General features: G+C 56.2%; 13 protein-coding genes, 1 tRNA gene and 3 pseudogenes. 10 read left to right on the top strand and 7 right to left on the bottom strand.

Features of this window, described 5'->3' with window-relative positions; all coding sequences use genetic code 11:
* Positions 1-92: 92 nt before the first annotated feature.
* Positions 93-178: transfer RNA gene (locus tag QTO30_RS04775), tRNA-Leu, on the bottom strand.
* A 177-nt stretch (positions 179-355) separates the two neighbouring features.
* Between QTO30_RS04775 and QTO30_RS04780 the strand changes: the two genes are divergently transcribed.
* Positions 356-934 (top strand): YqaA family protein, encoded by a 579-nt coding sequence (locus QTO30_RS04780; RefSeq protein ID WP_340422852.1) that lies wholly within the window; start codon positions 356-358, stop codon positions 932-934.
* Positions 931-1,425 (top strand): disulfide bond formation protein B, encoded by a 495-nt coding sequence (locus tag QTO30_RS04785; RefSeq protein ID WP_340422854.1) that lies wholly within the window; start codon positions 931-933, stop codon positions 1,423-1,425. Before QTO30_RS04780 ends, QTO30_RS04785 begins: the two co-directional genes overlap by 4 nt.
* On the opposite strand, the gene QTO30_RS04790 is transcribed toward QTO30_RS04785, so the two are convergent.
* Positions 1,382-1,801 (bottom strand): Lrp/AsnC family transcriptional regulator, encoded by a 420-nt coding sequence (locus QTO30_RS04790; protein ID WP_340422856.1) that lies wholly within the window; start codon positions 1,799-1,801, stop codon positions 1,382-1,384. The genes QTO30_RS04785 and QTO30_RS04790 overlap by 44 nt on opposite strands.
* Before the next feature lie 86 nt (positions 1,802-1,887).
* On the opposite strand from QTO30_RS04790, the gene rocF reads away from it, so the two are divergent.
* A complete protein-coding gene (gene rocF / locus QTO30_RS04795; protein ID WP_340422858.1) occupies positions 1,888-2,817 on the top strand; it encodes an arginase in 930 nt (309 codons plus the stop codon).
* Positions 2,814-3,842 (top strand): ornithine cyclodeaminase, encoded by a 1,029-nt coding sequence (locus QTO30_RS04800; protein WP_340422860.1) that lies wholly within the window; start codon positions 2,814-2,816, stop codon positions 3,840-3,842. Before rocF ends, QTO30_RS04800 begins: the two co-directional genes overlap by 4 nt.
* Positions 3,843-4,053: 211 nt before the next feature.
* Here the strand turns inward: QTO30_RS04800 and QTO30_RS04805 are convergent, their stop codons facing one another.
* Positions 4,054-4,320, bottom strand: coding sequence for an usg protein (locus QTO30_RS04805; RefSeq protein ID WP_340422862.1), 267 nt, complete (start codon positions 4,318-4,320; stop codon positions 4,054-4,056).
* 196 nt (positions 4,321-4,516) lie between these two features.
* On the opposite strand from QTO30_RS04805, the gene gyrA reads away from it, so the two are divergent.
* The 5 genes and pseudogenes from gyrA to gluQRS all read left to right on the top strand — a co-directional run bounded on the left by gyrA (position 4,517) and on the right by gluQRS (position 11,102).
* The gene (gyrA, locus tag QTO30_RS04810) at positions 4,517-7,264 is read left to right on the top strand and encodes a DNA gyrase subunit A (protein ID WP_340422864.1); all 2,748 of its coding nucleotides are present in this window, start codon (positions 4,517-4,519) and stop codon (positions 7,262-7,264) included.
* Positions 7,265-7,427: 163 nt separating this feature from the next.
* Positions 7,428-8,198, top strand: coding sequence for a hypothetical protein (locus QTO30_RS04815; protein ID WP_340422866.1), 771 nt, complete (start codon positions 7,428-7,430; stop codon positions 8,196-8,198).
* Between the two features lie 79 nt (positions 8,199-8,277).
* A pseudogene (gene trmFO, locus QTO30_RS04820) lies at positions 8,278-9,636 on the top strand (methylenetetrahydrofolate--tRNA-(uracil(54)-C(5))-methyltransferase (FADH(2)-oxidizing) TrmFO).
* A 21-nt stretch (positions 9,637-9,657) separates the two neighbouring features.
* A complete protein-coding gene (locus tag QTO30_RS04825; RefSeq protein WP_340422868.1) occupies positions 9,658-10,275 on the top strand; it encodes a class I SAM-dependent DNA methyltransferase in 618 nt (205 codons plus the stop codon).
* Positions 10,272-11,102 (top strand): tRNA glutamyl-Q(34) synthetase GluQRS, encoded by an 831-nt coding sequence (gene gluQRS, locus QTO30_RS04830; RefSeq protein WP_340422869.1) that lies wholly within the window; start codon positions 10,272-10,274, stop codon positions 11,100-11,102. Before QTO30_RS04825 ends, gluQRS begins: the two co-directional genes overlap by 4 nt.
* Here the strand turns inward: gluQRS and hisI are convergent.
* On the bottom strand, positions 11,099-11,464 hold the full coding sequence (gene hisI, locus QTO30_RS04835; protein WP_340422871.1) for a phosphoribosyl-AMP cyclohydrolase: 366 nt from the start codon (positions 11,462-11,464) through the stop codon (positions 11,099-11,101). The two genes, gluQRS and hisI, sit on opposite strands and share 4 nt — an antisense overlap.
* Positions 11,465-11,530: 66 nt before the next feature.
* Here hisI and QTO30_RS04840 point away from each other — a divergent pair, with 66 nt between their 5' ends.
* The gene (locus QTO30_RS04840) at positions 11,531-11,977 is read left to right on the top strand and encodes an iron-sulfur cluster assembly scaffold protein (protein WP_340422874.1); all 447 of its coding nucleotides are present in this window, start codon (positions 11,531-11,533) and stop codon (positions 11,975-11,977) included.
* 179 nt (positions 11,978-12,156) lie between these two features.
* On the opposite strand, the gene QTO30_RS04845 is transcribed toward QTO30_RS04840, so the two are convergent.
* From QTO30_RS04845 to ligA, 3 genes and pseudogenes are all read right to left on the bottom strand, one after another.
* A complete protein-coding gene (locus tag QTO30_RS04845; RefSeq protein WP_340422875.1) occupies positions 12,157-12,279 on the bottom strand; it encodes a hypothetical protein in 123 nt (40 codons plus the stop codon).
* Positions 12,280-12,383: 104 nt separating this feature from the next.
* Positions 12,384-14,475 (bottom strand): annotated as a pseudogene (recG, locus tag QTO30_RS04850) (ATP-dependent DNA helicase RecG).
* Positions 14,472-16,635 (bottom strand): annotated as a pseudogene (ligA, locus tag QTO30_RS04855) (NAD-dependent DNA ligase LigA). The pseudogenes recG and ligA overlap by 4 nt, the downstream one beginning before the upstream one ends.
* Positions 16,636-16,719: the final 84 nt, after the last annotated feature.

A 16,719-nucleotide genomic window follows, 5' to 3' on the forward strand; every position in this document is an offset into this window, starting at 1 on the left:
ACCACAATACACCCAGAAAGGTGGCCTAAAGGGTGTACTAGATGACCACCTCTTAATTTTATTTATATAAATCAATTACTTAATGGATTATGTGGTGCCGATGGAGAGACTCGAACTCTCACGATATTGCTATCGGGGGATTTTGAATCCCCTGCGTCTACCATTCCGCCACATCGGCCACGCGGGCTGTCCTAATGCGCCAGCCCGGGCACGTCAATCGCGATTTCAACGGCATCGACGGATACAATCAATAAACTCTTGTTTGCTGCGCTGGTGATTGGTTGCGCCTGACGCTATTGGACGCTTGACCCCTGCCCGCGCGCATGGCCTAAGCGTCGCGAACAAAGAGCAAAGCATGTTACGCAGGTTATACGACTGGACAATATCGCTGGCGCAATCACCGCATGCCCTTTGGGCGCTTGCGATCGTTTCTTTTGTTGAGTCGTCATTCTTTCCGATCCCGCCAGATGTTTTGATGATCCCGATGATCATTGCCCGCCCGTCGCGCGCATTCCTGATCGCAGGCATTGCGACCGTGGCTTCGGTCGCGGGCGCACTTTTGGGCTATTACATCGGTGCAGCCTTGATGGAGACGGTGGGCCAGCCGATCCTTGAGATCTATGGCAAGGCAGACAGTTTCGAAGAAATGTCGGCTGTGTTCAACGCGTACGGCGCCTGGGCGGTCGTTGTCGCCGGTGTTACCTTCCTGCCTTTCAAGGTAATCACGATTGCATCAGGTGTCACGGGATTGCCCTTGTCCGTCTTTATTGTCTCGTCCATCTTTGCCCGCGCATTACGCTTCTTCATTGTCGCAGCCTTGTTGTGGAAGTTCGGTGTACCAATCCGCGGTTTTATCGAGAAGCGGCTTGGATTGATGTTTGTTCTCTTTTGCGTGCTGCTGATTGGCGGCTTTGCTATGATTGGTTTGCTATGACCCGGAACTTGATGATCACGTTGTCTGCGGGTGGCTCTGCCGCGCTTTTGGCGGGGGCCTACCTGTTTCAGGCATTGGGCTATCCGCCCTGTGCGATGTGCCTGTGGCAGCGCTGGCCGCATATCGCGGCGATTCTGATCGGCGTTGTGGCCTTCCGCCTGCCCGGACAGATCATGCTGCCGGCGCTTGGTGCGATCGCGGCCGCAACAACAGCTGGGATTGGTGTATTTCATACTGGAGTTGAACGAGGGTTCTGGGAAGGTCCCAGCAGCTGTACGGGCGGTGGCAGTCTGGACGGGCTGAGCGGCGCTGATTTGCTGGCCGTGACCGGTCCACGGGTCGTGATGTGTGATCAGGTCAGTTGGGAGTTGTTCACGCTATCTATGCCCAGTTGGAACGCCCTGCTCTCTTTTGGCCTCATGATTGGTTGGATTTTGGCTGCCCGCCTTAGCGCCGGGTCGACAACAGCAGGTTCGTCTCGGACCGTGTGACACCCTCCAACCGCCGGATCGCAAAGAGTACCTGGTCGAAGTGTTCAAGCGTTTCTGTGCCGATCTCTGCGATCAGATCCCAGGTGCCATTGGTGGAATGGACGGCCTGAACCTCTGGCATGCGTTGCAGTTGCTTCATGGTCTTCTCAGCCCCCCGACCTGCGATCTCTAGCATCATCAGACCACGGACCGCATCAGGGCGTACATCTGATCGGGTAAGAACGGTAAATCCTGCGATCTCACCCCCCTGCACCAGTTTGTCGAGGCGCACCCGCACGGTGCTGCGGGTAACACCTAGTTGATCCGCAAGCTGAGACAACGACGCCCGCCCATTGCGTTTGAGCGCTGCAATCAGGTGTCCATCCAAGTTGTCCATTATGACTGTCCGTTTCGTGCAATGTATCATCATTTTGCACAACTTGATGGCTTAACCTACCCCCTGTTTTGAACAACACTCCGCCTATGACACAAAAACACTGCATCCTCGTCGGCGCCCCCGTCGACTGCGGAAAGCGCCGCCAAGGCTGCCTGATGGGCCCCGACGCCTACCGCACCGCCGGGATCGCCGAGGCGATTGCCAAACTGGGACATACGGTTGAGGATTTGGGCAACCTCGCTCCCAAAGACATCACGGTCGCGGAACCCGCCAACCCTTTGGTCCACAAATTGGCCGAAAATGTTGGGTGGACGCATACGCTGATGGATGCGGCACAAGAGACAGCACAGCGCGGGATGCCGATCTTTCTGGGTGGTGATCACGCCTTGGCCGCTGGCAGCGTGGCGGGTATGGCAGCACACGCGCAAAAGGAAGGCCGTCCTTTCTTTGTTTTATGGTTGGATGCGCACAGCGATATCAACACACCGCTCACAACTGATAGCGGAAATTTGCACGGAACGCCGGTAGGTTACGTGACAGGTCGCGACGGGTTCGAAGCCTTTCCTGACTTGCCTGCAAAGGTGGAAACACAGAACATCTGCATGATTGGCCTCCGCTCTGTCGATGCGCCGGAGCATGCTATTTTATCCGACGCTGATGTCATGCTGGTCGACATGCGCCGCATAGATGAAGAAGGTATCAGCGCGCCGTTGAAGACGTTTCTTGACCGTGTCGCTGCTGTGAATGGCATGTTGCATGTCTCACTTGATGTCGATTTTCTTGATCCTTCCATCGCGCCCGCCGTCGGCACAACCGTTCCCGGCGGGGCCACAGTACGCGAAGGGCATCTGGTGATGGAGATCCTGTCGGACAGTGACCTGGTCACATCGCTTGACCTCGTCGAACTCAACCCTTTCCTCGATGATCGCGGCAAAACCGCGAACCTGATGGTCGATTTGACCGCTTCACTCCTCGGTCGTCGTGTGTTCGACCGTCCAACAAGGGACAAACAATGAGCCTGAAAGCATCTAAACTGGCTATGGTGCCGTTCGTCAGCGTCGATAACATGATGCGTCTGGTGCACCACGTGGGAATCGAGACGTTTCTGGCGGACCTGACCCGCGAAATCGAAGCGGATTTTGCACGGTGGGAGCTGTTCGACAAAACACCCCGCGTGGGCAGCCATTCGGATGTCGGTGTGATTGAACTGATGCCGACCTCTGACGGTGAACTTTACGGTTTCAAATACGTCAACGGTCATCCCAAGAACATGAAGGAAGGCCTGCAAACAGTCACGGCCTTTGGTGTGTTATCGGATGTAGATAGTGGCTATCCGGTTCTTTTCTCGGAAATGACCATCCTGACGGCCTTGCGCACGGGTGCGATGTCGGCTGTGGCGACCAAACACCTCGCCGCGCCCGACGCCAAAACCATGGCGATGATCGGAAACGGCGCGCAGTCCGAATTCCAGTGTCTTGCGATCAAGGCTGTCTGCGGGATCGACGATATCCGGCTCTATGACATCGACAGCGCTGCGACCGAGAAATGTATCAAGAACCTTGCCGGACTGGGCTTTCAGATCACCCCATGTGCGACGCCGGAAGAAGCAATTGAGGGGGCTGATGTCATCACTGTCGCCACAGCTGACAAAGACATGCAGACGATCCTGACAGACAACATGGTCGGTGCGGGCGTCCACATCAACGCCATTGGTGGCGATTGCCCGGGCAAAACCGAACTGCACCGCGATATTGTCGCCCGCTCTTCTGTTTTCGTGGAGTACCCGCCGCAAACGCGGATTGAGGGTGAGATTCAGCAGATGCCGGAGGATCACCCGGTGACAGAGCTATGGCAGGTCATCACTGGCGCGCAAACCGGGCGTCAATCTGCGAGCGAAGTGACCCTGTTTGATGGTGTTGGCTTTGCGATCGAGGACTTCAGTGCCCTGCGTTACGTCCACCAGAAGATCAAGGAAACGCCTTTCTACATCGATCTGGACCTGATCGCAGACCCTGATGATCCGCGAGACCTTTTGGGATGATCAAACGGGCGCGCTAAGCGGAAACAAGCGCAGGTAAACTAACCTGTTGCGTCTGGGACGGGTCAGGCTAGTCTGATTTGTACAAGACAAAGGTGCACCAATGCAGAAAAAATTATTCGTTATTCTCACCCTCCTGAGCATTGCGGCATGTAGCGCGCCTCCGAGCGATATTCCCCTGATCCCCCAGCCAACGCCGGGGCAATTTTGACGCTTAGTGGTAGGTGAACTCACCTGTCACATTGCGCCATTCGCCGGGGCCAATTAACTTGCGGTGGACGAAACGCACCGAGTGCAATGGGCCATCCAGCTCATCATGCCAAAAGCTGATGAAATTCAATAGCTTGTCATGGTCTGGCGCGCGGTCATAGTCCTGCCAGACAAATGTATTGAGCACATGCGGGTAATCGGGCATGTGATAAAACATTTCCGCCGTCGTCAGCCCATACCCGGCCAGCATCATTTCGGTTTCAGAGGACATTGTTCTTCCTTCCGCTCATTCATACCACATGAGTATGAATGCAGCGCTAACATTTCCGTTAATAAAAACAGGTTGTTAGCAGCGCATCGGCATGGCTGCCAACACGGGTTCGCATCCGTCGTTGCGCCCTATATCAAGTGTCTGATAGAGTGTGCACAACCAAATATAGCAGTATAGAATCCAGCAGGCACATTACGTGAACGATACCCCAGAAACACCTGAAAACGATGATGAAATTCCGCCTATGCGCCCTGCATATGATGGACCATCTGTCACAATCGAAGATGAGCTGAAAACCAGCTATCTCGACTACGCGATGAGCGTCATCGTATCGCGCGCCATTCCTGACCTGCGTGATGGTCTGAAACCTGTGCACCGCCGCATTCTTTATGCAATGCAGGAAACCGGAAACACACACGACAAATCCTATCGCAAATCTGCCCGCCCCGTTGGCGATGTGATGGGGAAATATCACCCCCATGGCGATAGCGCGATCTATGACGCGCTGGTGCGTATGGCCCAGGAGTTTTCAATGTCGCTTGTCCTGTTAGATGGGCAAGGCAACTTCGGCTCCATGGATGGCGACCGGGCCGCAGCCATGCGCTATACCGAAGTGCGTATGGACAAACCTGCCGCCTATATGCTGGCGGATATCGACAAAGACACCGTTGATTTTCAGGATAACTACGACGGCAAAGACCGCGAACCAACGGTCCTGCCCGCCCGCTATCCAAACATGCTGGTCAATGGTGCGGGCGGTATCGCGGTTGGCATGGCAACGAACATTCCACCGCATAACCTGGGCGAAGTTGTCGATGCCACGCTGGCGCTGATTGATCAGCCGGATATGTCATCCGAAGAGCTGATCGAATACATCCCTGCCCCCGATTTCCCTACGGGCGGGATCATTCTCGGCCGGTCCGGTGCGCGCAAAGCCTATCTTGAGGGCCGTGGTTCGGTCATCGTGCGCGCCAAAACAGCGGTCGAAGAAATCCGCAAAGATCGCTATGCCATTGTGATCAATGAGATTCCCTATCAAGTGAACAAAGCCGCGATGATCGACAAGATCGCCGAAGCGGCTCGCGATAAGAAGATCGAAGGCATCGCCCATGTGCAGGATGAATCCGACCGCAACGGTGTGCGGGTCGTCGTTGAGCTGAAACGCGATGCGACGGCTGAGGTGGTTCTGAACCAGCTTTTCCGCTTTACCCCGATGCAGACATATTTCGGCTGCAACATGCTTGCCTTGAACGGCGGCAAGCCCGAGCAGCTGACGCTCCGCACATTCCTGACGTCTTTTGTGGATTTTCGCGAAGAGGTTGTTGCTCGCCGCACCGCCTACGAACTGCGCAAAGCCCGCGAACGCGCGCACGTCCTGTGTGGCCTGGCGGTTGCTGTGACCAACATTGACGAAATCGTTGCAACGATCCGCTCCTCTGCCGATGCCGCCACGGCCCGTGAAAAGCTGATGACACGCCGTTGGCCTGCGGAATCGATCCTTGAGTACATCAAACTGATCGACGATCCGACCCATACGGCGAACGACGATGGCACCTATAATCTGTCGGAAACACAAGCGCGCGCGATCCTTGAGTTACGACTACAGCGCCTGACGCAGATTGGCGTCAAAGAGGTTACCGACGAACTGCAAGAACTGGCCGGTAAGATACGGGAATACTTGGAAATTCTCGGCTCGCGTGAACGGATCATGCAGATCATCCGGGATGAGTTGCATGAGGTGCGCGAATTGTTCGCCGTACCCCGCCGTACGGAAGTTGTCGACTGGTCTGGCGACATGGAAGACGAAGATCTGATCGAGAAAGAGGACATGGTCGTGACCGTGACCTCAGGCGGCTACATCAAACGCACAGCGCTGGCTGATTTCCGCGCGCAGCGGCGTGGTGGGAAGGGTCTGTCGTCGATGGCAACCAAAGAAGAGGACGTGGTGACCACCCTCTTCGTCGCCAACACCCATACGCAGCTGTTGTTCTTCACCACCGATGGCATGGTCTACAAGCTTAAGACATGGCGCCTGCCACTGGGCAGCCGGACCGCCAAGGGCAAGGCGATTGTGAATATCCTGCCGATCCCGCAGGGCGTGTCGATTGCCGCCATCATGCCGGTCGACCGGCCCGAAGAGGAATGGGACGACTTGCAAGTTGTCTTTGCAACCTCGGCTGGCACGGTACGTCGCAACAAATTGTCCGATTTCACCAACGTTATGCGGAACGGCAAGATCGCGATGAAGTTTGAAGATGAGCATGCGGAAACCACGCTGATCAACGCGCGGATCGCATCGAATGATGATGATGTCATGCTGGTCACCGACTCGGGTCGTGCCATCCGCTTCCCCGCTACTGATGTGCGCGTTTTCAATTCACGTAGTTCGGTCGGTGTACGTGGGATCCGGTTGCAAGGCGACGACAAGGTCGTGTCCATGTCGATCATCCGTCACTTCAAGGCAGACCCCGAAGAACGTGCCGCATATCTGAAAATGCGCCGCGCGATGGCTGGTTTGGCTGACGATGCCGAGGTTGATGACGAAGAAGACGCCGCACCGGGCGCAATCAGCCAGGAGCGCTATGCCGAAATGTCAGCGGCCGAAAACCTGATTCTGACAATTGCGGCCCAAGGTTCTGGTAAGCTGTCTTCCAGTCATGATTACCCCGTACGCGGACGCGGCGGCATGGGCGTGGCGGCCATGGATAAAGCCATGCGTGGCGGGCCGCTGGTCACATCTTTCCCGGTTGAGTTGTCGGATCAGATCATGCTGGTGACATCTACAGGGCAGTCAATCCGGGTTCCGATTGAGGGGATCTCTTTCCGCTCACGCGGGGCCGGTGGAGTAAAAGTCTTTGACACGGGCAAAGGTGAAACGGTTGTGAGCGTTGCCTGGATCGCTGATCAGGGTGACGATGAGGGCGACACCTCCGAAGCTGAGTAAATAACTAAGCCTGAACTGTGTAGGGTGCGCCGCGCGGCTATCGTGCCAATATGTCGCGCTGTGTCCGAACTACGACAGCGCAACTTTTTGGTGTGCGGCACGTTGCTGCACCGCAGAACGTCAACTATCGAAATGCCAATGATAACATACCGGAATTGTACAGATGAAAACGCATATTCTTGCAGTAATCGCGGCGTCGACAATCGCAACTGCACCCGCTTTAGCCCAGCAATTCAACGGCGCGACCCTAGGGTTAGCCTATCAAGATGTCGGCGGTGATGGCGGTGATTTCGAAGTTACGAGCCTGAGCGGTGGGCTTGAGTTTGGTGTGACCCAAAACTTCGCTATCGGAGCGAATGTCGAAACCATCGGCAGCGATGACTTTATCGACGATATTTTTGTTGGGACAATCCGGGGCATCTATAACAGTTCACCCAACTCGGCAGTCGGGGCGTTCTACTCTGTCGAAAACGTTGATGATTTTGAAACCACACTTTACGGCATCGAGGGTGCATTCACATCTGCCAACAGCATGTTCAACGCTTACTTAGGCGCTGCGGATAGTGACGCTTTTGGTGATCTTGATGTACTTGGTGTTGCAGGTTTTGGTTTTGAGTTCGGTGTCGGAGCAGGCGTTTCGCTCGGGTTGGAATACGAGTCCTACCGCGTTGAAGATTTCCTCCTTGTCGTCGACACCGGCGATATCGAAGATGCAAACATCACTGATACGGCGCTGACCGCACGATATAGCTTCCTAGATGGTGCATCTGTTTATGCGAAAGCGGGACGCATCCGTGCGTTCGGCTCTGACCGGGAGGCAAATGTACGTATCGTTGGCGTCGACTCCAGCGAATACATCACAGTGGGCGCGGAATACAAATTCGGACGTGGCGCGCTCTTTGACGCGCGATCGCTGCGATCATTTGGCGGCTAGTCTAACTTCGTATAATGAGCATGAGGGCCCGCAATTTTGCGGGCCTTTTCTTTGTCACCCCCCAGACTACATCCACACCATGACACAGACACTCAATATCATTGGCGGCGGTATGGCTAAGCTCCAGAGGCGGCGTGGCAGGCCGCAAACGCAGGGTTGCAGGTCGTGATCCACGAGATGCGCCCCAAGGTTAAAACCTTTGCGCACCGCACCGGGAATCTGGGTGAGATGGTATGTTCGAATTCATTCCGCTCGGATGACCACGCACAGAACGCCGTGGGTCTGCTGCATTGGGAGATGATGCAAGCAGATGGCCTGATTATGAAAACGGCCTATCAACACCGCCTACCGGCGGGTGGCGCATTGGCGGTGGATCGTGATCCCTTTGCAGAAAGCGTGACGGCTGCACTCAAAGCGCACCCCAATATTTCTGTGTCTTATGAAGAGATCACAGCCCTTCCTGATAATGGGCATTGGATCATCGCAACCGGCCCACTGACCTCGGGCCGTCTGGCTGAGGCTGTTCAGGCCGAGACAGGTGCCGAAGCCTTGGCATTCTTTGATGCTATCGCCCCGATTGTCTATCACGACAGCATCAATATGGATGTCGCTTGGATGCAATCGCGCTACGATAAGGGTGAGACCGAGGAAGAACGGACAGCTTATCTCAACTGTCCGATGACGAAAGACCAATATGAGGCGTTTATTGATGCCCTGCTGGCGGCTGACAAGACAGAGTTCAAGGAAGGTGAAACTGCGGGTTACTTCGATGGCTGTCTGCCCATCGAAGTCATGGCCGAACGCGGGCGCGAGACACTGCGCTTTGGCCCGATGAAACCTGTCGGTCTGACCAATGCAAACGATCCACAAAACAAACCCTATGCCGTGGTACAGCTGCGCCGCGATAATGCGCTTGGGACGCTGTACAATATCGTCGGCTTTCAGACTAAAATGAAGTACGGTGCACAGAAATTTGTTTTCAATAGCATTCCTGGCTTGGAGGGTGCCGAATTTGCACGTCTCGGCGGTATCCACCGCAACACATTTATCAACTCGCCCACGCTGCTTGATGATCAAATGCGTCTGCGCAGCCTAGCCAAACATCCGCTTTGCCGGGCAGATCACCGGCGTGGAAGGCTATGTCGAAAGTGCGGCGATGGGCCTGTTGGCGGGGCGCATGGCTGTTGCCGAACTGACGGGACAAACCTTGGCGCCCGTGCCGAACACAACAGCGATGGGTGCGCTGGTCACCCATATTACCGGTGGCGCAGAGCCAAAGAGTTTTCAACCGATGAATGTGAACTTTGGCCTGTTTCCCCCGCTTGAAGGTGTGAAGGGCGGACGACGGAACCGCAAGGACCGCTACAAGGCCTACACCGACCGTGCCAAGGTCGATTGGCGGTCTTGGCTCGGACAAACGGCACTGGACGCCGCCTGAGTCCCGCTTTTAGACTAGGGTATGACTAACAAGAAAGACGTCCTGCAACCTTCATTGTGGACTCCGCGTCCTGTGGAAGAAACCATCGCCGTCTATGCGAACTGGGCCGATAACTATGATGCAGAGGTCTCAGCACGCGGCTATCAGACGCCGGATCGTTTGGCTGCCGCCTTGGCGGCGCATGCAGCCAAACCTGTGGCAATCCTTGATTTCGGCTGTGGCACGGGTATCGGTGGCGCCGCTTTGCGCCGTGCGGGGTTCGAGACAATTGATGGGACTGACATCACACCTGAAATGCTCGCGAAGGCCGCTGCGCGTGGTATCTATCGCCGTACCTGGCACAGTACACCGGATGATATGGGGTTTCAGACAGGCACCTACCCCATCATCGTTGCCGTTGGCGTTATCAGCCTCGGGGCCGCCCCCGCGGAAACGCTTGCGCCTTTGGTTGCCAAACTAAACTCTGATGGCCTTTTGGCGCTGTCTTTCAACGATCCAACACTCAAGGATCACTCCTATGAGGATGCGCTGCAAGCTGAGGTTTCCAGCGGCAATGCCGAGGTGATTTTCCGTGAACACGGCCCCCATCTTGATGATGTCGGCATGGGCTCTGACGTCATTATCCTGCGCCGCTTGTGATTACCCGCTTTGCACCGTCGCCAACAGGGCCGCTTCATCTGGGGCATGCCTATTCGGCCTTGACCGTCTGGCAGGTTGCGCGGGCGTTGGGCGGCACCGCCCTGTTACGGATTGAAGATACCGACAGCACCCGCGTGCGGCTTGAACATGAGGCGGGAATCTATGAAGATCTGGCGTGGCTTGGGCTACATTGGCCGGACCCCGTGCGCAGGCAATCGGACCATTACCCGGACTATGATGCCGTCTTGGCCGCGCTTGCCGAGAAAGAGCTACTCTACCCTTGCGACTGCACGCGGCGCGACATCGCAAACGCCGGTGCGGTTCCTGGCGTCGATGGTCTGGTCTATCCGGGTACCTGCCGTGATCGGCCCTTGGATGATGCCCGCGCGGGCGACGGACTACGGTTGAATATCAGTAAAGCCTTGGCGCTCATCAGCGAAAAGATGCGCTATATCGAGATCAGTTCTGGCCTGCCAAAAGAGGTCAGCGTGACGCATGACACCCTGGTCCGCGATATCGGCGATCCGATCCTAAGGCGCAAAGACACTGGCGATCCGGCCTATCATCTGGCCTGTGTGCATGACGATGCCGTACAGAACGTGACCCACGTTGTGCGCGGCACCGATCTGCGGGACCTGACACCGCTACATGTCTTGCTGCAACGCCTGCTGGGCTATGACACACCGCTTTATCACCACCACCGCCTTGTGACAGATGACAGTGGGAAACGACTGGCGAAGATCGATAAATCAAAGGCCATGGCAAAATTCAGGGCAGAAGGTGCGACACCCAAGGACATCAAAAAGATGATTGGCTTTGTCGATTAACCTGCATCCATAGGTTTCATGATTTCGACTTCGTCACCGTTCTGCACCTCGGTATAGAAACATGTGCGTCGCCCAGTATGGCAAGCCGCGCCGACCTGATTAACCGTGACAAGCAGACAATCGCGGTCACAATCGACGCGGAAGTCGACCAGTTCTTGCGTATGGCCGCTCGTTGCCCCCTTGACCCAGAATTCTTGACGCGAACGCGACCAATAGGTCACGCGACCCGTTTCGAGGGTCTGGCCAACGGCTGCGGCGTTCATCCATGCCATCATCAAGACCTCACCACTGTCGGCATCTTGCGCAATGGCTGGGATCAGACCTGAGTCATTGTAACGGAGTGTCGCGGGATCGAAGGACATATCAAAAACCTTTGCAAGCGGTGCGGTCGGGACTATCTAATGAGAGGCAATGAAAAGGGCAACGCGATGTCTGCTGAAAACGATCTGATCAAACTCTATTCAGGGCGCATTCTGGCGCTTGCCACTGATATGCCGCGCACGACACGGATTGAAAATCCAATGGCAAGTGCCAAAAAACGCGCGCCCCTTTGCGGATCGACCGTGACTGTGGATGTAAACGTGGCTGATGGTGTGATCACCGATTATGGGCAAGACGTGAAGGCTTGCGCATTGGGTCAAGCGGCAGCAGCCGTTGTTGGGGCAAACATTGTTGGCCTGACCGTTGAACAGGTGCAGGCGGGTCGTGATGCACTCTACGCGATGCTGAAATCAGACGGACCTGTACCGCCTGCCCCTTTTGGTGATCTCGAAGTGTTGCAGCCCGCAAAGGATTATAAAAATCGTCACGCATCAATCATGCTGGCCTTCGATGCCACGTTGGACGCCCTGCACACTCAACAAGCGACAGCATAAAAAAAACCGCCGCACATCCGGGAAGATGGCGGCGGCAGGTTTGAAACGATCAGGGCCCGGTCCAGTGTTCCGTGAGGAGAGGCAAAACCCCCGCTTGGGACGTCAGACAGGCAGGTCATCATGCATTGCATTCTTGGGACAGGGCAATGTGATGGACCGGGCCGGGATCGTCCGGCAGGTTAGATCAGCCCGGGCAAAGCTAATCCAACAATCAACATGACCATCAAGGCAGCCACACCCAAAGCATCAGCAATAATCGTGTCGCGTGAACGTGCGATTACGGATCTAATCTCTTCTGCCATAGCTTGTGTTCCCTCAATGTTCTGTTGCCACTTTGTTCTCATATTGTTAACGCCATGTAAAGAACTTTTATAGAACATTTGAGAACATTTTGTGAGCCAACGCCCTAACCTACTGATATCAAACGAATCGCTTTGTCTTGTTCCATCAGCCAAAGCAGCGTTCTGGCCGCCTTTCCGCGTGCCGTTTCCAGCTTGGGATCGTCATTTAACAGGGCGCGTGCATCCGATTGCGCCACGGCCATCTGCCCCGCCTGCCGTTCAAGATCGGCGATCCGAAAGCGCGGGATGCCCGATTGCGCCGTGCCGATGACATCGCCAGCGCCCCGCATGGCGAGGTCTTCTTCGGATATCCGAAAGCCGTCCTCGGTTTCGCGTAAAATCTCCAACCGCCGCCGCCCGCTTTCACTGAGTGGCGCCTGATAGATCAGCAAACAAGAGGAAGCTGCAAGCCCCGCGTCCCACCCTGCCCCGCAGCTGGTGCAGTTGGGCAAGCCCGAAGCGATCCGCATGTTCGATCATCATGATTGAGGCATTGGGCACATTCACCCCCACTTCAATCACGGTAGTCGCGACGAGAACCTTGGTCTCGCCTGCGACAAACCGTGCCATCGCCGCATCTTTCTCGACCGGGGGCATCTGTCCATGGACCAGACCGACAACGCCCTCGCCCAAACTGGCGCGCAACCGTTTGAACCGCTCTTCCGCCGCCGTCATATCAACGATTTCACTTTCTTCAACCAAAGGGCAGACCCAATAAGCCTGCCGCCCTTCGGCCACCGCGTGCCGCAGTTTTTCGACCACCTCATCCATGCGGGATGCCGACACCAAGGCCGTCTGCACTGGCGTGCGCCCGGGCGGTTTTTCATCTAGAACCGACACATCCATATCGCCGTATTGCGCTAAGGCGAGCGAGCGGGGAATGGGTGTGGCCGTCATCACCAACACGTCCACCGCCTGACCCTTCGCGCCCAACTCCATCCGTTGCGACACGCCAAAGCGGTGCTGTTCATCAATCACAGCCAGTCGTAAATCACTGAATGCAATATCTTTTTGGAACACCGCATGGGTGCCCACAAGGATGCTGATCTCACCCGCAGCCAGCGCTTTCAGTTTCGCCGCGCGCCCGGCCCCCTTATCGCGCCCCGTCAGGATTTCCAGCGTAACATCCGCGCTGTCCGCCAAAGGTCGCAGCCCATCCAGATGCTGCCGCGCCAAAATCTCGGTCGGGGCCATCATGACACCCTGCCCGCCCGCCTCGACCACGTCGAGCAGGGCCATGAGCGCGACCAGTGTCTTGCCAGAGCCAACATCGCCCTGCAGCAGCCGGTTCATGCGCAAAGGTGTCGCGAGATCCGCCGCGATTTCGGCAAACGCCCGTTGCTGCGCCCCTGTGGGCTTATATGGCAAAGACGCAAGCACCTTATCAGAGAGTACGCCTGTCGCCTGTGAGGCAACCCCTTTGGCCTTGCGCGTTGCCGTGCGCGCCAAGGCCAGCGTCAATTGATGCGCCAATAATTCATCGTAAGCCAACCGTTCGCGCGCCGGTGCATGCGGCGACAGATCGGATGTTGATTGCGGGCCATGAACTTTGTGCATTGCTTCGGCCCAATCCGGCCAATCCTCGCGTGCCTTAAGTGCTGGATCAGTCCACTCTGGCAAATCCGGCATCAAACCAAGGGCAGAGCGCGTCGCCTTCCACATTGCTTTTTGCGTGATCCCAGCATGAAGCGGGTAAACCGGTTCGAATGCTGGTATATCCTCGGCCTCAGCAATTGGCAGAACATGATCAGGATGCACAATCTGTGCGATCCCATCGAAGATTTCCACCTTGCCTGACACAATGCGCCGTTGCCCGGTTGGCAGCAGCTTTTGCATATAGTCACCACGGGCATGGAAAAACACCAGTTGAAACGATGTTTCGGCATCTTCCACGTGAACCCGATACGGACGCCCGCGCGTCCGCGGCGGGTGATGCGCCCCAACCGTCACCTCGACAGTAGCAACGTTGGGGGCAATAACTTCACGGATGCTGGCGCGCCTATGCCTGTCAACGCCGGACAATGGCAAGGTCATCAAAACATCCAGCGGCTTATGCACGCCCACGTTTTCCAGCGTCTGCGATGACTTGGGCCCGATGCCATCCAGCTTGGTCAACCCGCCAAAAAGCGGGAACAGGACTTCGGGTCGGCCACTCATGCGCTGCCGATCAAGGCAAGCCAGGTATCTTCGTCCATCGTTTCAATACCGAGTTCGGCCGCTTTCTTGGCCTTTGAGCCAGCACCGGGACCCGCGATCAAAATATCAGTTTTGGCACTGACCGACCCCGACACTTTGGCACCCAGACTTTCCGCGCGGGCCTTGGCCTCTGCCCGTGTCATGCGCTCCAGCGTTCCGGTGAAGACCACGGTTTTGCCAGCCACCGGGCTATCCGTATCGCGTGCTTCGGCATCCTGCACATCAAGTTCGGCGATCAAGCGGTCGATGGACGCGCGCTCGGCCTCTTGCTGCATCGTGGTCACCAGCGATGTGGCCATCACCGCGCCAACGCCATCGATACCTGTCAGGTCTTCCCAAGCCGCACCCTCACCGATCTGCGCCGCGGTCATTGCCGCTTCAAAAGCTGCCCATGACGTGTAGTGATTAGCCAGCAGGGCCGCGCTGTTTTCGCCAACATGTCGGATGCCCAAAGAAAAGATCACCCGAGCCAGTGGGATGTTGCGTTTTTCGTCAATCGCATCAAACAGGTTTGATGCACTTTTATCGCCCCATCCTTCCCGGTTTTTGAGCTGTTGCATGCCCGCACCAAAACGCGCCCGCAGCGAGAAGATATCAGCAGGGGTCTTGATCCAGCCGTCGGTGTAAAACTGTTCAACCTGCTTTGCGCCCAGACCTTCGATATCAAAGGCAGCGCGTGATACGAAATGTTTCAATTTTTCAACGGCTTGCGCAGGACAGATAATGCCACCCGTGCAACGGCGCACAGCGTCACCTTCTTCCCGGATCGCATCCGAATGACATTCGGGGCATTGCCTTGGCATCTGATAGGGCACCGCATCCTCGGGTCGCCGCGCCAAATCTACATCGTTGATTTTAGGAATCACATCACCCGCGCGATAGACCTGCACCCAATCACCGACCCTGATATCGCGGCCTTCACGAATGGGGTCACCGTTGCCGTCGCGCCCGGCAATGTAGTCCTCATTGTGCAGTGTCGCGTTTGAAACCACGACGCCGCCAACAGTCACTGGCCGTAAGCGCGCAACCGGCGACAAAGCCCCGGTACGCCCGACCTGGATGTCGATGGCTTCAAGGACCGTCCACGCCAATTCCGCCGGAAATTTATGTGCGATGGCCCACCGCGGTGTGGTCGAACGAAAACCAAGGCGGCGTTGCAGGCCCAGATCGTCCACCTTGTAGACAACACCGTCAATATCATAACCCAGATCAGCGCGTTGCGCCTCGATCATCTTATAGTGGGTGATCATCGCTGATGGGTCGTCACATTTTTGGGTCAATGGGTTAATCGAGAAACCTAAAGCGCCCAACCGTTCAATCGCACCAGATTGTGTGTCGGCCAGTGGTGCAGAAAGATCACCCCACGCATAAGCAAAGAACCGGAGCGGGCGCGACTTTGTGATTTGGGTGTCAAGTTGCCGCAAAGAGCCGGCGGCAGCGTTGCGCGGATTGGCAAAGGTCTTGTCGCCGACTTCTGCCTGCCGCTGGTTGAGTGCGGCAAAGTCGTCATGGCTCATATAGACTTCGCCCCGCACCTCCAACACATCAGGCGCGCTTAGCGAGTTCATGAGGTACATCCGCAATGGTGCGGGCATTCGCCGTTACATTCTCGCCGGTTTCACCATCACCGCGCGTGGCGGCTTGTGCCAGTTTTCCATTTTCATAGCGCAGTGCCAAGGATAGCCCATCGATCTTGGGTTCCGCCGTATAAGCCAGCGCCGCCCCCGCATCCAGGCCCAGATACTTGCGGATCCGTTGGTCGAATTCCCACACATCATCATCATCAAACGCATTGCCCAGCGACAGCATGCGCACCACATGCCTGACCTTGCCAAACCCCTCGGCAACCGCCCCGCCGATCATATCGCTGGGGCTGTCTTGCCGTTTCAGGTCAGGAAACTGCGTCTCAATCGCAGCATTGCGCCGTTTGAGCGCATCATAAGAGGCATCGCTGATCTTGGGGGCATCATCACGGTGGTATGCCGTGTTTGCCTCCGTTAGATGTTCTGCCAACCAAGCCAATTCTGCAATCGCTTGTTGCGACGTCAATTTCGCGGCAGGAATGTTGCCAGTTTGGGGATGTTTTGCTTCGCTTAGTTGAACCACGACGGCCCCCCGCATTCTGACGCCCCGTTTTGGGGAGTTTACGTCATAATTATGCGGGCAACCTCGCGACGTCCAGCTTCACCTTTCGATGTGGCATTA

Origin of the sequence: Yoonia sp. GPGPB17, from assembly GCF_037892195.1 — a bacterium.
In the GTDB taxonomy this organism is placed as follows: domain Bacteria; phylum Pseudomonadota; class Alphaproteobacteria; order Rhodobacterales; family Rhodobacteraceae; genus Yoonia.